Annotated in this window: 15 protein-coding genes and 1 pseudogene; 9 read left to right on the top strand and 7 right to left on the bottom strand. The window is 68.8% G+C overall.

Going from position 1 to position 16,713, the window contains the following annotated elements; all coding sequences use genetic code 11:
- Positions 1-1,120: rhodanese-like domain-containing protein (locus ACPUER_RS33500; protein ID WP_425133184.1), on the bottom strand; the 1,120-nt coding region annotated here is incomplete at its 3' end.
- Between the two features lie 109 nt (positions 1,121-1,229).
- The gene (locus tag ACPUER_RS33495; protein WP_175959010.1) at positions 1,230-1,796 is read right to left on the bottom strand and encodes a cysteine dioxygenase; all 567 of its coding nucleotides are present in this window, start codon (positions 1,794-1,796) and stop codon (positions 1,230-1,232) included.
- A gap of 17 nt (positions 1,797-1,813) precedes the next feature.
- On the opposite strand from ACPUER_RS33495, the gene ACPUER_RS33490 reads away from it, so the two are divergent.
- A complete protein-coding gene (locus tag ACPUER_RS33490) occupies positions 1,814-2,788 on the top strand; it encodes a LysR family transcriptional regulator (protein ID WP_425133183.1) in 975 nt (324 codons plus the stop codon).
- Positions 2,789-2,849: 61 nt separating this feature from the next.
- On the opposite strand, the gene ACPUER_RS33485 is transcribed toward ACPUER_RS33490, so the two are convergent.
- A complete protein-coding gene (locus tag ACPUER_RS33485) occupies positions 2,850-4,190 on the bottom strand; it encodes an acyl-CoA dehydrogenase family protein (RefSeq protein WP_425133182.1) in 1,341 nt (446 codons plus the stop codon).
- Between the two features lie 390 nt (positions 4,191-4,580).
- On the opposite strand from ACPUER_RS33485, the gene ACPUER_RS33480 reads away from it, so the two are divergent.
- From ACPUER_RS33480 to ACPUER_RS33445, 8 genes are all read left to right on the top strand, one after another.
- Positions 4,581-5,666: an LLM class flavin-dependent oxidoreductase gene (locus ACPUER_RS33480; RefSeq protein ID WP_175959007.1), complete on the top strand. Its 1,086-nt coding sequence runs from the start codon at positions 4,581-4,583 to the stop codon at positions 5,664-5,666.
- Between the two features lie 20 nt (positions 5,667-5,686).
- A complete protein-coding gene (locus ACPUER_RS33475; protein ID WP_175959006.1) occupies positions 5,687-6,526 on the top strand; it encodes a class II aldolase/adducin family protein in 840 nt (279 codons plus the stop codon).
- A gap of 30 nt (positions 6,527-6,556) precedes the next feature.
- Complete coding sequence (locus ACPUER_RS33470; protein WP_175959005.1) at positions 6,557-7,591, top strand: ABC transporter substrate-binding protein; 1,035 nt, start codon at positions 6,557-6,559, stop codon at positions 7,589-7,591.
- A 4-nt stretch (positions 7,592-7,595) separates the two neighbouring features.
- Positions 7,596-8,702, top strand: a complete 1,107-nt coding sequence (locus ACPUER_RS33465; protein ID WP_425133181.1) for an ABC transporter permease — start codon at positions 7,596-7,598, stop codon at positions 8,700-8,702.
- Positions 8,696-9,523 carry an ABC transporter ATP-binding protein gene (locus ACPUER_RS33460; RefSeq protein WP_072436681.1) on the top strand — a complete coding sequence of 276 codons (828 nt, stop codon included), beginning with the start codon at positions 8,696-8,698 and terminating at the stop codon, positions 9,521-9,523. The genes ACPUER_RS33465 and ACPUER_RS33460 overlap by 7 nt, the downstream gene beginning before the upstream one ends.
- A 50-nt stretch (positions 9,524-9,573) precedes the next feature.
- Positions 9,574-10,755: a c-type cytochrome gene (locus tag ACPUER_RS33455; protein WP_425133180.1), complete on the top strand. Its 1,182-nt coding sequence runs from the start codon at positions 9,574-9,576 to the stop codon at positions 10,753-10,755.
- 37 nt (positions 10,756-10,792) lie between these two features.
- The gene (locus ACPUER_RS33450) at positions 10,793-11,746 is read left to right on the top strand and encodes an ABC transporter substrate-binding protein (RefSeq protein ID WP_310139775.1); all 954 of its coding nucleotides are present in this window, start codon (positions 10,793-10,795) and stop codon (positions 11,744-11,746) included.
- Positions 11,747-11,839: 93 nt separating this feature from the next.
- A complete protein-coding gene (locus tag ACPUER_RS33445) occupies positions 11,840-12,706 on the top strand; it encodes an MOSC domain-containing protein (protein WP_425133179.1) in 867 nt (288 codons plus the stop codon).
- A 122-nt stretch (positions 12,707-12,828) separates the two neighbouring features.
- Here ACPUER_RS33445 and ACPUER_RS33440 read toward each other — a convergent pair whose 3' ends face one another.
- The 4 genes and pseudogenes from ACPUER_RS33440 to ACPUER_RS33425 all read right to left on the bottom strand — a co-directional run.
- Positions 12,829-13,323, bottom strand: coding sequence for a hypothetical protein (locus ACPUER_RS33440; protein ID WP_175959000.1), 495 nt, complete (start codon positions 13,321-13,323; stop codon positions 12,829-12,831).
- Between the two features lie 271 nt (positions 13,324-13,594).
- A complete protein-coding gene (locus ACPUER_RS33435) occupies positions 13,595-14,995 on the bottom strand; it encodes a sensor histidine kinase N-terminal domain-containing protein (RefSeq protein ID WP_310139767.1) in 1,401 nt (466 codons plus the stop codon).
- Between the two features lie 79 nt (positions 14,996-15,074).
- A complete protein-coding gene (locus tag ACPUER_RS33430) occupies positions 15,075-15,746 on the bottom strand; it encodes a response regulator (RefSeq protein WP_047903423.1) in 672 nt (223 codons plus the stop codon).
- 125 nt (positions 15,747-15,871) lie between these two features.
- A pseudogene (locus ACPUER_RS33425) lies at positions 15,872-16,627 on the bottom strand (MFS transporter); the annotation flags it as partial.
- Positions 16,628-16,713 lie beyond the last annotated feature (86 nt).

Below are 16,713 nucleotides of genomic sequence, written 5' to 3'. Positions count from 1 at the left end.
GCGGCTGGCCGCGCTCGCCGAACGCCGCCGCGCCGGCCGGTTCGACCACGCGCACGTCCCAGCCCATCTGTGCGAGCCACGACGCGGTCATGTCCGCCCGCACGCCGTCATCGTCGGCGAGCACGATCCGCGCGCCGCGCACAGCCGCGTGATGGTCGGTCTCCTGCACGAGCTGGCCGCCCGGCGTGCTCAGGAAGCCCGGCAGGTGGCCGGCTTCATATTCCTCCGGCGTGCGCACGTCGAAGCGGTACAGCGTGCGGCCCGGCTCGTCGAGCGCAGCGACGTCCGCGAGCGCGATGCGCGGCACGCCGGCGCGTTCGGCCACCGCGCGCGCAGCCTGGCGCGCGTCGGCGCGCTGCGTCGCGTCGATCTCGTCCGGAAAGCGTCGCGCCGCGCCGTGCTCGAGCGTCTGGCCGGCGAGCGTCCAGCCGATCGTGCCGTTGCGCAGTGCCGCGACCGGGTTCGGCAGCCCCGCGTTGACGAGCGACTGCGTGCCGATGATGCTGCGCGTGCGGCCCGCGCAGTTGACGACCACCTGCGTGTGCGGATTCGGCGCGAGCGCGCGCACGCGCAGCACGAGTTCCGCGCCCGGCACGCTCGTCGAGGTCGGGATGTTCATCGTCTGGTATTCGTCGAAACGGCGCGCGTCGACGATCACGACATCGGCCTTCGCGTCGATCAGCGCCTGCACTTCCTGCGCGGACAGCGACGGCGTATGCCGCTCGGCCTCGACCCATTCGCCGAACGACTTGCTCGGCACGTTCACGTCGATGAACAGTTCGCCGCCCGCGGCCAGCCAGCCCGCGAGGCCGCCGTCGAGCAGCCGCACGTCGGTATAGCCGAGCTGCGCGAGCTTCGCGGCCGCGCGCGGCGCGAGATCCTCGCCGCCCGCTTCGCCGAACACGACGATCGGCGTGTCGCGGCGCGGAATCCGCGTCCACGCGTCGAGTTCGAGCTTCGACAGCGGAAAGTTGGCGGCCCACAGCGGATGGCCCTGCGCGTACGGATCTTCCTCGCGTACGTCGATCAGCGCGAGCTCGTCGCGGGCAAGCAGGCGCGCGCGCACGTCCTGGTACGACGCGGCGGGAAAGCGGGAGGTGGAATCGGCGGATTGCGTCACGGTGTCTCTGTCGGATTCTGTTGAAGTCGGTGAAGAAAGGAAAGCGAATCGGATGAATCTTCGGCCTGCCGGCACGCGCCCGCAACGGGCCGCGCCGGCGGGCGCCGCATCACGCGTTCGAATAGCCGGACACGAAAGGCTTCACGGTGCCGTCGTCCAGATACACCGCGCGTTCGACCTTGCCGATGTTCGCGCCGTACACGTGGATGCTGATCGATACCTGGTCGGCGAATGCGTTGGTCACGCGATGGACGTCGCCGATGCGCGGCGACACGGCCTCGACCTCACCCGGCTGCAGCCGCACGGCTTCGCCCGCCGGCACGGGCTTGCCCGCTGCGTCGAACCGGTACGGCTGCGAGAACTCGCCGCCGCGCAGCATCCCGATCAGCCCCCACACCGTGTGGTTGTGAATCGGCGTCGTCTGGCCGGGCCCCCACACGAAACTGACGACCGAGAACCGCTCGTCCGGGTCGAGATGCAGCAGGTACTGCCGATAGCGCGCGGGATCGGGCTGTGCGAACGCGTCGGGCAGCCAGTCGTCGCGTTCGACGAGCGCGGCGAGCAGCGCGCCGCCCTCGTCGAGGATGCGCGCCTCGTTCGCGCCGGACGCGAGCAGCGCGCCCAGACCGTCGACGAACGGACGCAACGGCGTCTGCTGCAACGAAAGCGTACTCATCGGCTGCCTCCTCGAATATGATGCCGAATATGATGGATCGTCATGATGCACCTGAAAGACCATGCAGAACAAACATGAAAATTAGCGATATCGACGCTTTTGCAGCGGTCGTCCGCTGCCAGACCCTGAGCCAGGCCGCGGCCGAGCTCGGGATGACGCAGCCCGCGATCACGCGGCGCGTCCAGAATCTCGAGGAAGCGCTCGGCGTGATCCTGCTCGATCGCAACACGAAGCCGCCGCGTCCGACCGACATCGGCCGGCAGGTATTCGAGCAGTGTCGCGCGATCCTGCGCGAAGTCGATGCGCTGCGCGAACTGACGGCCGGCCAGCAGCCGCCCGCCGGCGAATTCCGGATCGGGCTCACGCAGGGACTCGGCGAACTGATGCTGCCCGCGCTCATCGCCGAACTCACCGCGCAGTGGCCTGCGCTCGCGACGCAGGTCACGACCGCGTGGGGCGGCATGCTCGTTGAGCGCGTCGCACGCCGCGAGCTCGATGCGGCGCTCGTATTCCTCGCGCGCGAGATGGTGCTGCCGCCGTACGTCGAAGGCGAACGGCTGCTGGCCACGCGGCTCGTCGCGGTCGGCCGCAAGGGCGACTGGCCGCGCCGCAGCTACCGGCTCGCCGATTGCCACGCGCGCGGCTGGGTGCTCAATCCCGACGGTTGCGGCTTTCGCGCGGGCCTGCGGCGCGCGCTCGACGCGCAGGGCCTGCCGATGCCGGTCACGCTCGACGCCTACGGCCGCGACCTGCAACTGCAGAGCGTCGCGAACGGCTTCGGCATCGGGCTGATGCCGCTGCCGCTCGTCGAAGGCAGCCCGCTGCGCGACGCGCTCGACATCGTGCCGCTCGCCGATTTCAAGCCGCAGATCGATCTGTGGCTGCTGCGCCGGCACGATGCGGCCCGGTTCGACGCACCGCTCGCGGCCGTTGCCGAGCATGCGCGCGCGGCGTTCGCGTTGCCCGAGCAGACGCACGGCAAGGCTGCGTGACCGGACGGGGCGGCGTCTGCTTCGCGCCGCCCTGTTTGTTTCCCCCGCAGCGCTGCACCGCTCACGCATCGTTTCGGCCGCGTTCGGCCTCGTTGCGCGACGCCCCGCGCGCGTCCGCTTTCGCGTCACCCCGACTCGCCGCCTCAAGCACCTCACGCCCCGCCGCCACCGCGATCGCGTCGTCCTGCGGCGTATGCACGCGGCTGCACAGCACGTCGCGATAGTGGCGTTCGAGCGGATTGCTACGGCTCAGCCCGTGGTTGCCCGACAGTTTCAGCGCCTGCTCGACCGCGCGGATCGCGTGCTCGGTCACGGTCCGCTTGACGAGGCCGCTCGTCGTGACCGACGGCGCGTTGCCGGCGTCGGTGCGTGAGATGTGATCGTCGAGCAGCACGCGGTTCGTGTACAGCCAGCCCTCGATTTCGCCGACCGCCTCCTGCACGCGCGGCAGCGTCGCGAGCGGCGCACCGAGCCCGCTCGGTGCACGCGTCGTCGCGAATCCGAGCAGCCAGTCGCGCGACGCGCGCGCCACCGCGTCGTACAGACTGCCGAGCAGCGCGACCATCCACGCGTGCTGGTCGGCGTGCGCGTCGGCATCCGCATGAGTCTCGGCCGATACGGCCCACGCGTGCGGCGCACGCACGTCGACCGCATGGTCGGCCGGCAACCGCACATCGTCGAATACGACTTCGTGACTGCCCGATGCGCGCAGGCCGAGGTGATTCCAGCTTTCGATCACGCGGATGCGGTCGCCGTCGGCATCACGGTCGCGCGGCACCAGAAACACGCCGACGCGCGGCTCCGGTTCATCGGTGCGCGCCCACACGGCCAGCCAGCGCAGCGCGGGAATCCCGGTGCTGTACAGCTTGTGGCCGCACAACCGCCAGCCGTCGCCGTCGCGGCGCGCGACCGTTTCCGGCAGGCCGCCGCGCGACGGCGAACCGAGCGCCGGCTCGACGCGCAGCGCGTTGATCAGCGCGCCTTGCGCAACCGCGCTGTCGAACACGGCGCGCCGCGCCGGTGCAGGCCAGCGGTTGTCGGCACGGGCGAGCGCGCGATGCTGCAGATACGTCATCGTCAACACCAGCGCGGTCGCCGGATCGGCGCGCGCGACGGCGGCCACGATCCGGCTCGCCCGCGCGAGCGTCGCGCCCCCGCCGCCATGTTCGCGCGGCACGACCTGCGCGATCAGCCCCGCGCGATGCAGCCGCGCGAAGTTCTCGTGCGGAAAACGGCCATCGACGTCGTTGCGCGCCGCATCGGCGGCAAGTTCGGGTGCGAGACGGTCGAGCAGCGCGGCGACGCGCGCGTCTTCTGCATCGTCGTCAGCGGCGTCGGCAGGCAGAAGGCGCAGCGAAGGCTGCTGCGGCGACGGTGAGGATGCGGCAAGGCTGGCGGACATCGGTACGGATTCCCTGGATAGCTCGGTCACGGGCAACACAAAACGTAGATCGGCCGGCGAATGGCGAGGCGGCACGTCGGACAGGCGGCGCTGCGGCACCGCGAACCTCCGGCGCCGCAAGCGCATCCGGCATCCGCATCGTCCGAAGCGAACGGCCTGACTCCCGCGCCACGCGCAGCCGGCTGCCGACATCCCCGCGCGACGCCCTGCCGGCTCCGTTCCGGTTCGATCGCGAACCCACAGCGTATGCGCAACCCACAGCCGCCCAAACCATGCAAATCTGATATTCAAATCGGGATAGATTATTTCCATTCCGCATGATCGAGGCGTTAACCTGCGCTCCATTCCTGCCCGGCGATGCGCCGGGCCATCCCTGCACCGGAGACCCAGATGAGCGTCGAATTCATCGGCATGATCCAGAGCCAGAAGCAGTCGGAAATCCACCCGCCGTCCGGCCCCGTGGTCGATCCCGACTACGTGCGCGACTTTGCACGCGCCCACGAAACGGCCGGCTTCGACCGGATCCTCGTGCCGCATCACTCGACCGGCCCGTCGGCGACGCTGACGATCGCGTTCGCGGCCGCCGCGACCGAGCGCATCCACTTCATGCTCGCGCATCGCCCGGGCTTCACCACGCCGACGCTTGCCGCGCGGCAGATCGCGACGCTCGACCAGTTCAGCCGCGGCCGGCTCGCCGTGCACTTCATCTCCGGCGGCTCGGACAGCGAGCAGCAGCGCGACGGCGATTTCCTCGACCACGACGCGCGTTATGCGCGTACCGACGAATACCTCGGCATCCTGCGGCGAATCTGGACCGAAGCGCAGCCGTTCGATCACGACGGCGCGCACTATCGGTTCAAGCAGGGTTTTTCGGAAGTGAAGCCGTTCCAGCAGCCGCATGTGCCGATCTACTTCGGCGGCGCATCGGAAGCCGCGCTCGCGGTGGCCGGCAAGCACGCGGACGTCTACGCGCTGTGGGGCGAATCGCTCGACCAGGTGCGCGACCTGACGGCGCGCGTACGCGCCGAAGCCGCTCGGCACGGCCGGCAGGTACGTTTCTCCGTATCGTTCCGCCCGATCCTCGCCGCGACCGAGGACGAAGCGTGGGCGCGCGCGCATCGCATCCTCGACGAAACGCGCCGGCTGCGCGAAGCGGCCGGCCTCGGCGCCGGCGGCCCGCAGCAGAGCGAAGGCGCGCGCCGCCTGCTCGCCGCGGCCGAACGCGGTTCGCGCGTCGACAAGCGGCTGTGGACCGAGATCGCGAAGCTCACCGGCGCACGTTCGAATTCGACGGCGCTCGTCGGTACGCCCGAACAGGTCGCCGATGCACTGCTCGACTACTACGACCTCGGTGTGACGACGTTCCTGATCCGCGGCTTCGATCCGCTCGAAGACGCGATCGACTACGGCCGCGAACTGATTCCGCGCGTGCGCAGCGCAGTCGCCGCACGCGACGCGGCACGGCGCGCCGCATGACGCCAACGGAGCCGCACGCCATGTCAGCCGTCCTCGCCACGCCCGTCCGTACCGCCTCGGGACTCGTGCTCGCCGATGCGCCGCGCCAGCATTTCTGGTTCGACCCGCCCGCACCGCGCATCGACGTCGCCGCCGAACGCCGCCACCGGCAGGAACGGCTCGCGGCCGCATTCCGCCTGTTCGCGCGCTACGGTTTCGCGTCCGGGCTCGCCGGTCACATCACCGCGCGCGATCCGGAACTGCCCGACCATTTCTGGGTGAATCCGCTCGGCGTGCATTTCTCGCAGATCAAGGTGTCCGACCTGCTGCTCGTCAACGCGCACGGCGAAACCGCGATCGGCACGCGGCCGCTGAACAAGGCCGCGTTCGCGATCCATGCGGCGATCCACGAAGCCCATCCGCACATCGTCGCCGCCGCGCACACGCATTCGACCTACGGCAAGGCGTGGTCGACGCTCGGCCGCCCGCTCGATCCGCTGACGCAGGACGCGTGCGTGTTCTACGAGGATCACGCGCTGTTCGACGACTTCACGGGGATGGTCGTCGACACGAGCGAAGGCGCGCGGATCGCGCACGCGCTTTCGAAGCCGGACGGCAGCACGCACAAGGGCGTGATCCTGAAGAACCACGGAATCCTGACGGCCGGCCCGACCGTCGAGGCCGCCGCGTGGTGGTACATCGCGCTCGACAACGCCGCGCACACGCAGTTGCTGGCCGAAGCGGCCGGCACGCCGCAGCCGATCGATCACGCGACCGCGCGCCACACGCACGGCCAGATCGGCGGCCCCGACGGCGCGCTGCATGCGTTCGACAGCCTGTTCGCGCGCGTCGTCGCCGACGAACCCGACCTGCTCGACTGAGCGCCTTTCCGCAAGACCGGAGACCAGACCATGACCCAACCCACCGCACCCGCGCCGGCCATCGCGCACGACGACAAACGCCGCCGGCTGCTGCGCGCGGCCGGCGCCGCCGCGCTCGCCGCGCCGGCGATCACGCTCGGCCGCAAGGCCTGGTCCGCGCCGCCACTGAAGAAGCTCACGTTCGCGTGGAACCAGAACGCGTTCTGCCTGACGCCGATCGTCGTCGCGCAGGAGCGCGGTTTCTTCGAGAAGAACGGCCTGAAGGTCGACCTCATCAACTACAGCGGGTCGACCGACCAGTTGCTCGAATCGATCGCGACCGGCAAGGCCGACGCGGCGGTCGGGATGATCCACCGCTGGCTGAAACCGCTCGAAGCCGGCTTCGACGTGAAGATCATCGGCAGCTCGCACGGCGGCTGCGTGCGGCTGGTCGGCGCGAAGGCGGCCGGCGTCACGACGCTGCAGGCGCTGAAGGGCAAGACGGTCGGCGTCAGCGATCTCGCCGCGCCCGGCAAGCACTTTTTCTCGATCCTGCTCGCGAAGAACGGCATCGATCCCGAGCGCGACATCACGTGGCGGCAGTATCCGGCCGACCTGCTCGGCGTCGCGGTCGACAAGGGCGAGATCCACGCGATCGCCGACGGCGACCCGAATCTCTTTCTGCTCGAGAAGCGCAGCAACGGCGCGTATACGGAGCTCGCGACCAACCTGTCCGGCGAATACGCGCGCAAGGTGTGCTGCGTGATCGGCGCGCGCGGCGATCTCGTGCGCAACGACCGGCCGGCTGCCGCCGCGCTCGCGCGTTCGATCGTGCAGGCGACCGAGTACACGCACGACAACCCGAACGAAGCCGCGAAGGTGTTCGCGAAGTATTCGCCGAAGATCAGCCCCGACGACCTGCGCAAGCTGTACGCGACGCTCACCTACACGCATCACCCGACCAACGTCGACCTGCAGCAGGAAATCGCGTTCTATGCGGACGATTTCCGCCGCATCAGCGTGCTGAAGAAGAGCACGGACCCGCAGCGCTTCGCGCAGCAGGTCTATGCGAACGTGCTGGGGTGACGCGATGTCGACGATCGAACACGCGTCCCCCGCGCGCGCCGCATCGGCACCGGCCGGCGGCGCCGCTGCCTCCGCTGCCTCCGCTGCGTCCGCCCGCATCGCCTGCACGGCCTGCGAAGCCACGCTCGCCGCCGAGGCCCGCCGCGCACGCACCTGGCCGACCGGCATCGTCGCCGCGTTCGCGTGGGCCGCGCTCGGCGCGCTCACGCAACTGTGGCCGAACCGCGTCGTCGGCTTCACCGACTGGGCATACACGGACACGTTCGGCACGGCGGCATGGACGATCGCCGCGTTGCTGCTCGTCGTCGCGACGCTTGGTCATCTCGTTCCTGCCACGCGCACGCGGCTCGCGCGCGTGCGTCCGGCCGGCCCGTGGCTCGTCGCGCTGCCGCTCGTGCTCGCCGCATGGGAAATCGTCACCGCGAAAACCGGCTGGCTGCCGACACCATTCTTCGCGCCGCCGCAGGCGCTGATCGAGGTGTATGTCGACGCCTGGCCGCGCCTGCTCGGCAGCGCCGGCAACACGCTGAAGCTGCTCGCGCTCGGGTTCGCGTACGGCGTCGCGGTCGGCTTTGCCGTCGGCGTATCGATCGGCTGGTCGCGCCGGATCGGCTACTGGGTGCATCCGGTGCTGCGCGTGCTCGGCCCCGTGCCGGCCACCGCGCTGCTGCCGCTCACGTTCTACTTCTTCCCGTCGAGCTATTCGGCCGCCGCGTTCCTGATCGCGCTGTCGACCGGCTTCCCGGTCGCCGTGCTGACGTGGTCGGGCGTCGCGAGCGTCAACAAGCAGTATTACGACGTCGCGCGCACGCTCGGCGCGAACGCGCGCTTCCTGGTGCTGCGCGTCGCGATTCCGGCCGCGCTGCCGCACGTGTTCGTCGGCATCTTCATGGGGTTGAGCGCATCGTTCACGGTGCTGGTCGTCGCCGAGATGATGGGCGTCAAGTCGGGGCTCGGCTGGTACCTGAGCTGGGCACAGGGCTGGGCATCGTACGTGAACATGTATGCGGCGCTGATCGTGATGGCGCTGCTGTTTTCCGGGCTGATCGCGCTGCTGTTCGCGGTGCGCGACCGCGTGCTCGCGTGGCAGAAAGGAACCGTCAAATGGTAAGCGCCGCCGTACTCGAACCGTCCGTTTCCGCTTCGCCCGCCGCTTCGTCCACCATCACGGCGCCGCGCGGCGCGCGCATCGACATCCGCCGCGTGAGCCATGCGTTCGACGGCCCCGGCGGCCCGCTGCCGGTGCTCGACGACGTCACGCTGTCGGTCGCGGCCGGCGAATTCGTCGCGCTGCTCGGCCCGAGCGGCTGCGGGAAATCGACGCTGCTGCGCCTCGTCGCGGGCCTCGACGCCGCACGGCAAGGCACGATCGCGCAGGACGGCGTACCGATCGAGCGCCCCGATCCGTCGCGCATCGTCGTGTTCCAGGACCCGACGCTGTACCCGTGGCGACGCGTGCGTGCGAACGTCGCGCTCGGCCTCGAAGCGCGCGGCGTGGCGCGTGTCGCGCAGCATCGCGTCGACGATGCGCTCGAACGCGTCGGGCTGCAGGAATTCTCGAACGTATTTCCGCATCAACTGTCCGGCGGGATGGCGCAGCGCGTCGCGCTCGCCCGTGCGCTCGTCAACGATCCGCGCCTGCTGATTCTCGACGAGCCGCTCGGCAAGCTCGATTCGCTGACGCGGCTCACGATGCAGGCTGAACTGACCGCGCTGTGGCAACGCGACGGGTTCTCCGCGCTGCTCGTCACGCACGATGTCGAGGAAGCGCTGTTTCTCGCGCAGCGCGTGATCGTGTTCGGGCCGCGTCCGGCACGAATCGTCGCCGAATTGCACGTCGACCTGCCCTACCCGCGCCATCGCGGCGACCCGCGCCTCGCGGAACTGCGCCACGACGCGCTGCGGCATCTCGGGCTGGATGCGAGCTGGTAGATGCAGGGTGCCGTTCGACGCTTGGCCTTTGCACGGCAAAGACGTGTGCGATGAACGCGCCGCCGTTCTCCGACTGGACACTCGCATTCCTGCAACTGCTGTATCGCGCGCAAATCGCATTGGCGCGCGTGCTGCATGCCGTCAGCCTGACCGGCGACGCCGACGGTCAGGCCGCATGGCCGTGGACACACCGGATCGCGCTCGAGACGCTGCGCATCGACGCGGGACTCACGCGACAACTCGCGTTCGCCTGTGCGGCGACGGCGCTGGCCGTCGTGCTCGCCTGCATCGCGCTCGCTTCGCGCAAACGGCGCTTCGCATCCGCGATCGCCGCGCTCGCCGTTGCATGGTTCGCACCGTGGCCACCGTCGTCGCTGTGGCTCGCGCCCGCCGTGCCGACGAGTTTCCAGCGCGATCCCGCGCCGTTTTCGGTGACGAACGTGATGCGTGGCGCGCATCTGTATGCGCAACACTGCGCGGCCTGCCACGGCGCGGACGGCCGTGGCGAAGGCCCGCTCGCGGCCACGCTTTCGCACTGGCCGCCGACCTTTGCCGGCTCGCTGCTCGCCCGTCGCCTCGACGGCGAACTGTTCTGGCGCGTGCGCCACGGCACGCACGACGAACACGGCGCGCCGACGATGCCCGGCTTCGCCGCGACGCTCGGCCCGCAGGATACGTGGGCCGTGCTCGACTACCTGAAAGCGCTCTCTGCAGGCAGCGGCGCGCAGGCCGAAGGCGCGTGGCCCGTGCCCGTCCCGCTGCCGGCGCTCGACGTGCGTTGCGGCAGCGCCGCGCCGCAATCGCTCGATCGCTGGCGCGAAGGCCAGCGCGTGCGCATCGTCGCGCTCGCACCGGGCGTCGTGCCGCCGCCGGAAGACGCGCGCTGGCAAACCTTGCTCGTCACGGCACACGGCGCGGCCGTGCCGCCGGCAACCGGTACGCGTGCGAACTGCGTCGCGGCGACGCCCGATGCATGGCTCGCGTTCGCGACGATTGCCGGCGTCGCGCCCGACGCGTTCGGCGGCACGCAACTGCTCGCCGACCGGCGCGGCTGGCTGCGGGCGCGCGCGCTGCCGGGCAGCGCCGGCTGGTCGGATGCCGACCTGCTGTGTCGTTCCGATGCCGCTGCGCGGCCGGCCGCGGCCGCCGCGAACGGCGACCCGCTGACCGCGCTGCTGCTGCGCGTCGACGCGGAACCCGTACGCGACGTGCAGGCCGGGCTCCCGCACTGATTTCCCGAACCTCTCTTTCGATCGACCGAACTTCACGATGAATCCGACCCGACGCCATTTCCTCGCACAGGCGAGCGCCCTCGCCACGATCGCCGCGGCACCGGCCGCGCTGCGCGCGCAATCGGGCGCACGGCCGCTGCTGCGCGCCGGCGACCAGAAAGGCGGGCTGCGCGCGCTGCTCGAAGCGGCGGGCGAACTGAACGGCCTCGCGTACGACATCGCGTGGACCGAGTTCCCGGCCGCCGCGCCGCTCGCCGAAGCACTGAACGCGGCCGCCGTCGATTGCGGGCCGATCGGCGATGCGCCGGTAATCTTCGCGCTCGCGTCGGGCGCACGCATCAAGGTGATCGGCGCGAACCGTTCCGATCCATACGGCACGGCCGTGCTCGTGCGGCCCGACGCGGCGCTGAAAGGCGCGGCCGACCTGAAGGGCAAGCGCATCGGCACCACGCGCGGCTCGATCGGCCATTTCGTCACGTTGAAGGCGCTCGACGCGGCCGGCCTGCCGCCCGATGCAGTGTCGTTCCGCTTCCTGCCGCCGGCCGACACGATGCTTGCGCTCGCAACCGGATCGATCGACGCATGGGCGACGTGGGAGCCTTACACGGCGCTCGCCGAAACGAGCGGCCGCGCGCGCGTGCTCGTCAACGGCCGCGGGCTGTGGTCGGGCCTCAGCTATCTTGCGGCGACCGACGCCGCGATCGCGTCGAAGCGCGATGTGCTCCACGATTTCCTGCGGCGTGTCGTGCGCGCTCAGACCTGGTCGTACCGGCATGTCGACGCGTATTCCGCGGCGCTCGCACGCATCATCGGCATTCCACCGGCAGCCGCGAAGCTGCAGTTCGAGCGCCGCAACACGCGCTGGCTGCCGATCGATGCGACGGTGATCGCCGAACAGCAGCGCACGGCCGACTTCTATCTGAAGGCCGGGCTGCTGCGCCAGCCGCTCGACGTGCGCACGACCTTCGACGCGGGTTTCCCGCTCGCATGACCGGCCGCCCGGCGGTACGCAACCGCCCGAACGGCGTCGGCACGATCTGGCACAATCGCGCATTGATCCTCCACGTCATTCGAAGCCAGCGCCATGCCAGCCATCAGCGAACTTTTCGTCTACCCGATCAAATCCTGCGCCGGCATCGCGCTGCCGCGTGCGCAACTGCTCGAAACGGGCCTCGCATACGACCGCCACTGGCTGATCACCGATCCCGACGGGCAGATGATCACGCAGCGCACGCACCCGCGCCTCGCGCTGATCCGCACCGCACTCGACAGCAATGCACTCGTGCTGAACGCGCCGGGCATGCGCGAGATCCGCACGCCGCTCGACGGCGACGTGACGCCCGCCACGCCGAAAATGGCCGCGACCGTCTGGCGCGACACGGTCGATGCGATCGACACGGGCGCCGAAACGGCCGCATGGCTCACCGAATTCTTCGGCATGCCCACCAGGCTCGCGCGCTTCGGGCCTGACGCACGCCGCGGCTGCAACCGCAAATGGACGGGCGAGATCGATACGCATACGCAGTTCGCGGACGGTTATCCGCTGCTCGTGATCGGCCAGTCGTCGCTCGACGACCTGAACGCGCGGCTCGCCGCGAAAGGCGCGCCGGCGATCCCGATGAACCGCTTCCGCCCGAACATCGTCGTGTCGGATCTCGATGCATACGAAGAGGATTTCGTCGAACACCTCGACACCGACGGCGCGACGCCGGTGCGGCTGCGCCTCGTGAAGCTGTGCACGCGCTGCCCGATGCCGACGATCGACCAGGTCACCGGCGCGCCCGATCCCGCGTGGCCGCACGAACCGACCGACACGATGCAGACCTATCGCGCAAACCCGAACTACGACGATGCGCTGACGTTCGGCATCAACGCGATCGTCGTGCGCGGCGCGGGGCGTTTTCTAGAGGTCGGGCAGGCGCTCGAGGCGGAGATCGGGTTCGGCGATTAGGAAATCGCGAACCCGCATGAGTAGCGCAAGGCGCTGAATCAAAAGGCGGCGCATGCGATCATTTACCGCAATGCGCCACCGGATTCGATTTCAGACAATGCACCGATTGGTTTCTGCCGGAATCAAAATTCCGCAATCTTTGCGTCGCTCACCGTGATCTTTTCTTCCGGATTTTGGGGATCGACGCTCGTATAGTTGGCCGTTCCGGTTTTCGAAACCTGCGGAATAAGGGAAGACAAATCCAGCACCGGCCACAGTGCCGGCGGGATGCCATGATACTTGTTGATAGGGATGATCCCGCCGACGTAACCGTGCACGTGCAGCAAAAGCGACCGCACCGGAAGAACGGACGCGCTTTCCCCTTCTTTTAACGGGAAGTGGGTATAGGTTCCGCCGATCGTGATTCTGGTAACGTTGTTGGGCCGATGAGCCCAGATGATCGTGCCGGAGCCTTGCAGCGAACCCGAGCCTTGCGGATGATCGAATTCCGGGTGGAAAGCGGCGACAAAGTTGATGACCGGCGCATGTCCCTTTCCTGACGTGACCTGCCCACCGCTGATTCTGAATCGTTTGACGAAAATCTCCGGCAGAACTTCTTCATCGAGTGTCGTGGCCATGGCCTTGCCCTCACTTAGTTGTAGAAAATTACGATTCATCCCTGAATTACCGAGACGAAGCCGTTATTGAACGGCTGATTTAGCTTAGGTCGGGTAATTGGATTTTGTAGCTGTCACAAATATCAGCATGTCTTACGATTATAAAAACATTCAATTTTATTATTAAAGGTTTCGATTTTATCGAGCTTCGCGGTTGCGCATAACAGCGCGATAACCACCTGCCCGCCGCATATCCACCGTCGTCCCGGGAAACACATTCCGAAATGTATTTCTAAAGGCTGATCGGCAGCGCCACCGTGACGATCAGCCCGCCGCCGGCCGCATCGGCAAGCGTCACGCTGCCCTGGTGCACGCGTGCGATCTCCCGCACGATCGACAGCCCGAGCCCCGTCCCTTCGACCGTCTGCGTCTTGCTGCCGCGATGGAAGCGCTCGAACACCGCGTCGCGCTCGTTTTCTGGAATCCCCGGCCCGTTGTCGATCACATCGAGCCGCGCGTGCTCGCCGTCGCGCGACACGCGCACCGTGATCACCGCGCGGTCGCCCGCATAGCGGATCGCGTTGTCGATCAGGTTGCCGATCATTTCGCCGAGCAGGTCGGACTGCCCGTGCACGTCGATATCGGCCTCGTGCTCGAAGCCGAGATCGATGTCGCGCGCGCGTGCGACAGGCGACCAGTCGAGCGTCACGCTGCGCGCGAGCCGGTGCAGCGCGACCGGCTTGTGCGCGACCGCATGGCCGCTGTCCGAATCGAGCCGCGACAGCGACAGCAGTTGCTGCACGATCTTCGCGGCCTGCCGCACCGCGCCGTTCGCGCGCCGCAGGTGACCGTTCGCGCGTGGCTGCTCTTCGGGCCGCAGCGCAAGCTCGACACCGGCCTGCACGGCCGCGAGCGGCGTCTTCAGTTGATGGGCCGCGTCCGCGAAGAAGCGGCGCCGCGCGACCTGCATCCGCTGCGTGCGGCCGATGTACTGGTTGATCGAATCGACGAGCGGCGCAAGCTCGCTCGGCATCGCGCCGGTGTCGAGCGGCGTCGGATCGTCCTCGCTGCGCGCGGCGACCGTCGCCGACAGCCGGTTCAGCGGCCGCAGCCCGCGCCCGACGCCGAGCCACACGATCCCGAGCGCAAGCACGACGAGCAACCCTTCCTGCAGCAGCGAACCCACCAGGATTTCGCGCGCAAGCGCCTGGCGCGCCTCGATCGTCTCGCCGACCATCACCCACACGATGCGCGACTGCGCGGTCGGCACGTCGTGCACGGGGATGCGCAGCGCGGCCATCCGCAACTGCTCGCCGCGATAGACGACGTCGTAGTAGCGCGTGACGAACAGCGCGCCGTCGCCCGCGTCGCGCCCCTGCGGCAGCGGCAGGTCCGGGTAGCCGGTGATGGTGTGGCCGTTGTCCTCGCGAATCAGGTAGTAGATCTTGCCGCCGTCGCTCGATTCGAGCATTTCGAGCGCGAGATACGGCAGGTCGACCTCGATCTCGCCGTCGTTGAGCCGCACGCCTTCGCGGATCGACTTCAGCGACGACGACAGCGTGCGGTCGAACGCGACATGCGCGGCGCTCATCGCGCGCTGGTACGTGAGCCACGAGTCGAGCGCGAGCAGGCCGAGCAGCGGCAGCAGCAGCCACAACGCGACCTGGGTGCGCAGGTTCGGGCGGGTCACCATGCTTCCCGCCGGGCCGGCCCGAGGAAGGCATGCGCCTCCTTGGGGGGCAGCGAACGCCAGTGAGCGTGGGGGTCGTAACTCATACTGCCTTCGCTTCGAGTAGATACCCGAGCCCGCGCAGCGTGACGATCGCGACGCCCGTGTTCTCGAGCTTCTTCCGCAGCCGGTACACGTAGATCTCGATCGCGTCGGCGTTGACCGACTCGTCGAGCCCGAAGATCTTCTCCGACAGCGTTTCCTTGTTGATCGCACGGCCGTTGCGCAGGATCAGCACCTCGAGCACCGAGCGCTCGCGCGGCGTGAGCGACAGCGGCTCGCCCGCGAGGTGAAAGCTGCGGTCGATACTGTCATACGAAAGCGGGCCGCATTCGACGCGCGAATGCTCGTGGCCGAGGCTGCGCCGGATCAGCGCGCGGGCGCGCGCTTCCAGTTCGGTCAGCTCGAACGGCTTCGCGAGATAGTCGTCGGCGCCGAGATCGAGCCCCTTCACGCGGTCCTCGACCGACCCGTGCGCAGTGAGGATCAGCACCGGCACCGGATTGCGGCGCGCGCGCAGCCGCCGCAGCACCTCCAGCCCGTCGAGCTTCGGCAGCCCCAGATCGAGGATCACCAGCGCGTAATCCTGCGTGCGCAGCACATGGTCCGCCGCCTCCCCGTCCGCCATGTGATCGACCGCGAAGCGCGCGGCGCTCAGCGCGTCGTTCAGCGACTGGGCCAGGTTCGGATTGTCTTCGACGAGCAGCACACGCATGGGGATTCCGGTAAGGTCAGCGACAGGCCGCTACATTACATGATCCTTTCCATGTCGACGTCTCGCGGAAACACCGGTTGCGCCGCCGGCGCAAGCCCGTATCACCCGGCCTGCCCGATCTGCGCTCACCGCTCGGCGGCCGGCAGGCTCTCCGTGGCAAAGCGTCGGTCGTCGGCGGCGCTCCGCTCGCGAAGGCCGACCACCACCACCAGGAACGCGACGCTCGAGCAGACGGTGACGAGAATCATCGGGCGGGCGGTGCCGTCCGACAGCCATGCCAGTACGCCGCCGCACGTGGCTGTAATCGCCATCTGGATAAAGAAGAAGAGCCCGGACGCCGTGCCGGCGATCTTCGTATACGGCTGCATCACCGCGAACTGGCACGCCGGAATCGCGATCCCGACGGCAATCATCACGACGAACATCGGCACGACGAGGGCCGCGACCGCCGTGGGGGCGATCGCCCCGCAGCCCCACAGCGCGGCGGCGCCGACCAGATTGACGACCGCTGCCGCCGCGATGACCGAATCGGCTTTCCAGCGGCCGCTGGTCCGCGCGAATACGCTCGAGCCGATCAGGTAGCCGAGCACCGTCAGGCCGAAGATCGCCGCATAGACCGGGCCGGACACGCCCATTTGCCGCTGGAACAGCGTTGACGATTCCGCGATGAACGGATAGTACGTGCAGTACGCGAAGCTGATGGCCAGCGAGTAGCGCAGGAAACGGCGCTCGCGCAGCAGGCCGGCATACGTCCGCAGGAGCCCGCGGCCCGGCGCCGGCCGCACGTCGTATTCGCGGGTCTCGGGCAGGTAGCGCAGCACCATCGCCGTCGCGACCAACCCGCCCGCCGCGAGACTCCCGAACACGCCGCGCCAGCCTAGTGTCCTGTTCCGTTGTTAACTGAACTATGTTCGCGTAGCATGTAGACGTCAACGGAACGGGAGACGTCAACATGGCGATGGGACGA

The organism is Burkholderia sp. DN3021 (assembly GCF_049805555.1).
GTDB classification, from domain to species: Bacteria; Pseudomonadota; Gammaproteobacteria; order Burkholderiales; family Burkholderiaceae; genus Burkholderia; species Burkholderia pyrrocinia_C.
Note: the sequence above shows the minus strand (reverse complement) of the source record. Positions and strands in the feature narration are given on the sequence as shown.

Bases quoted from the DNA above. Each gene is read 5' to 3' on its own strand.
- ACPUER_RS33450 (WP_310139775.1), top strand. From the start codon at position 10,793: ATGAATCCGACCCGACGCCATTTCCTCGCACAGGCGAGCGCCCTCGCC.
- ACPUER_RS33465 (WP_425133181.1), top strand. From the start codon at position 7,596: ATGTCGACGATCGAACACGCGTCCCCCGCGCGCGCCGCATCGGCACCG.
- ACPUER_RS33460 (WP_072436681.1), top strand. From the start codon at position 8,696: ATGGTAAGCGCCGCCGTACTCGAACCGTCCGTTTCCGCTTCGCCCGCC.
- ACPUER_RS33445 (WP_425133179.1), top strand. From the start codon at position 11,840: ATGCCAGCCATCAGCGAACTTTTCGTCTACCCGATCAAATCCTGCGCC.
- ACPUER_RS33495 (WP_175959010.1), bottom strand. From the start codon at position 1,796: ATGAGTACGCTTTCGTTGCAGCAGACGCCGTTGCGTCCGTTCGTCGAC.
- ACPUER_RS33480 (WP_175959007.1), top strand. From the start codon at position 4,581: ATGAGCGTCGAATTCATCGGCATGATCCAGAGCCAGAAGCAGTCGGAA.
- ACPUER_RS33475 (WP_175959006.1), top strand. From the start codon at position 5,687: ATGTCAGCCGTCCTCGCCACGCCCGTCCGTACCGCCTCGGGACTCGTG.
- ACPUER_RS33470 (WP_175959005.1), top strand. From the start codon at position 6,557: ATGACCCAACCCACCGCACCCGCGCCGGCCATCGCGCACGACGACAAA.
- ACPUER_RS33485 (WP_425133182.1), bottom strand. From the start codon at position 4,190: ATGTCCGCCAGCCTTGCCGCATCCTCACCGTCGCCGCAGCAGCCTTCG.
- ACPUER_RS33490 (WP_425133183.1), top strand. From the start codon at position 1,814: ATGATGCCGAATATGATGGATCGTCATGATGCACCTGAAAGACCATGC.
- ACPUER_RS33440 (WP_175959000.1), bottom strand. From the start codon at position 13,323: ATGGCCACGACACTCGATGAAGAAGTTCTGCCGGAGATTTTCGTCAAA.
- ACPUER_RS33430 (WP_047903423.1), bottom strand. From the start codon at position 15,746: ATGCGTGTGCTGCTCGTCGAAGACAATCCGAACCTGGCCCAGTCGCTG.
- ACPUER_RS33435 (WP_310139767.1), bottom strand. From the start codon at position 14,995: ATGGTGACCCGCCCGAACCTGCGCACCCAGGTCGCGTTGTGGCTGCTG.
- ACPUER_RS33455 (WP_425133180.1), top strand. From the start codon at position 9,574: ATGAACGCGCCGCCGTTCTCCGACTGGACACTCGCATTCCTGCAACTG.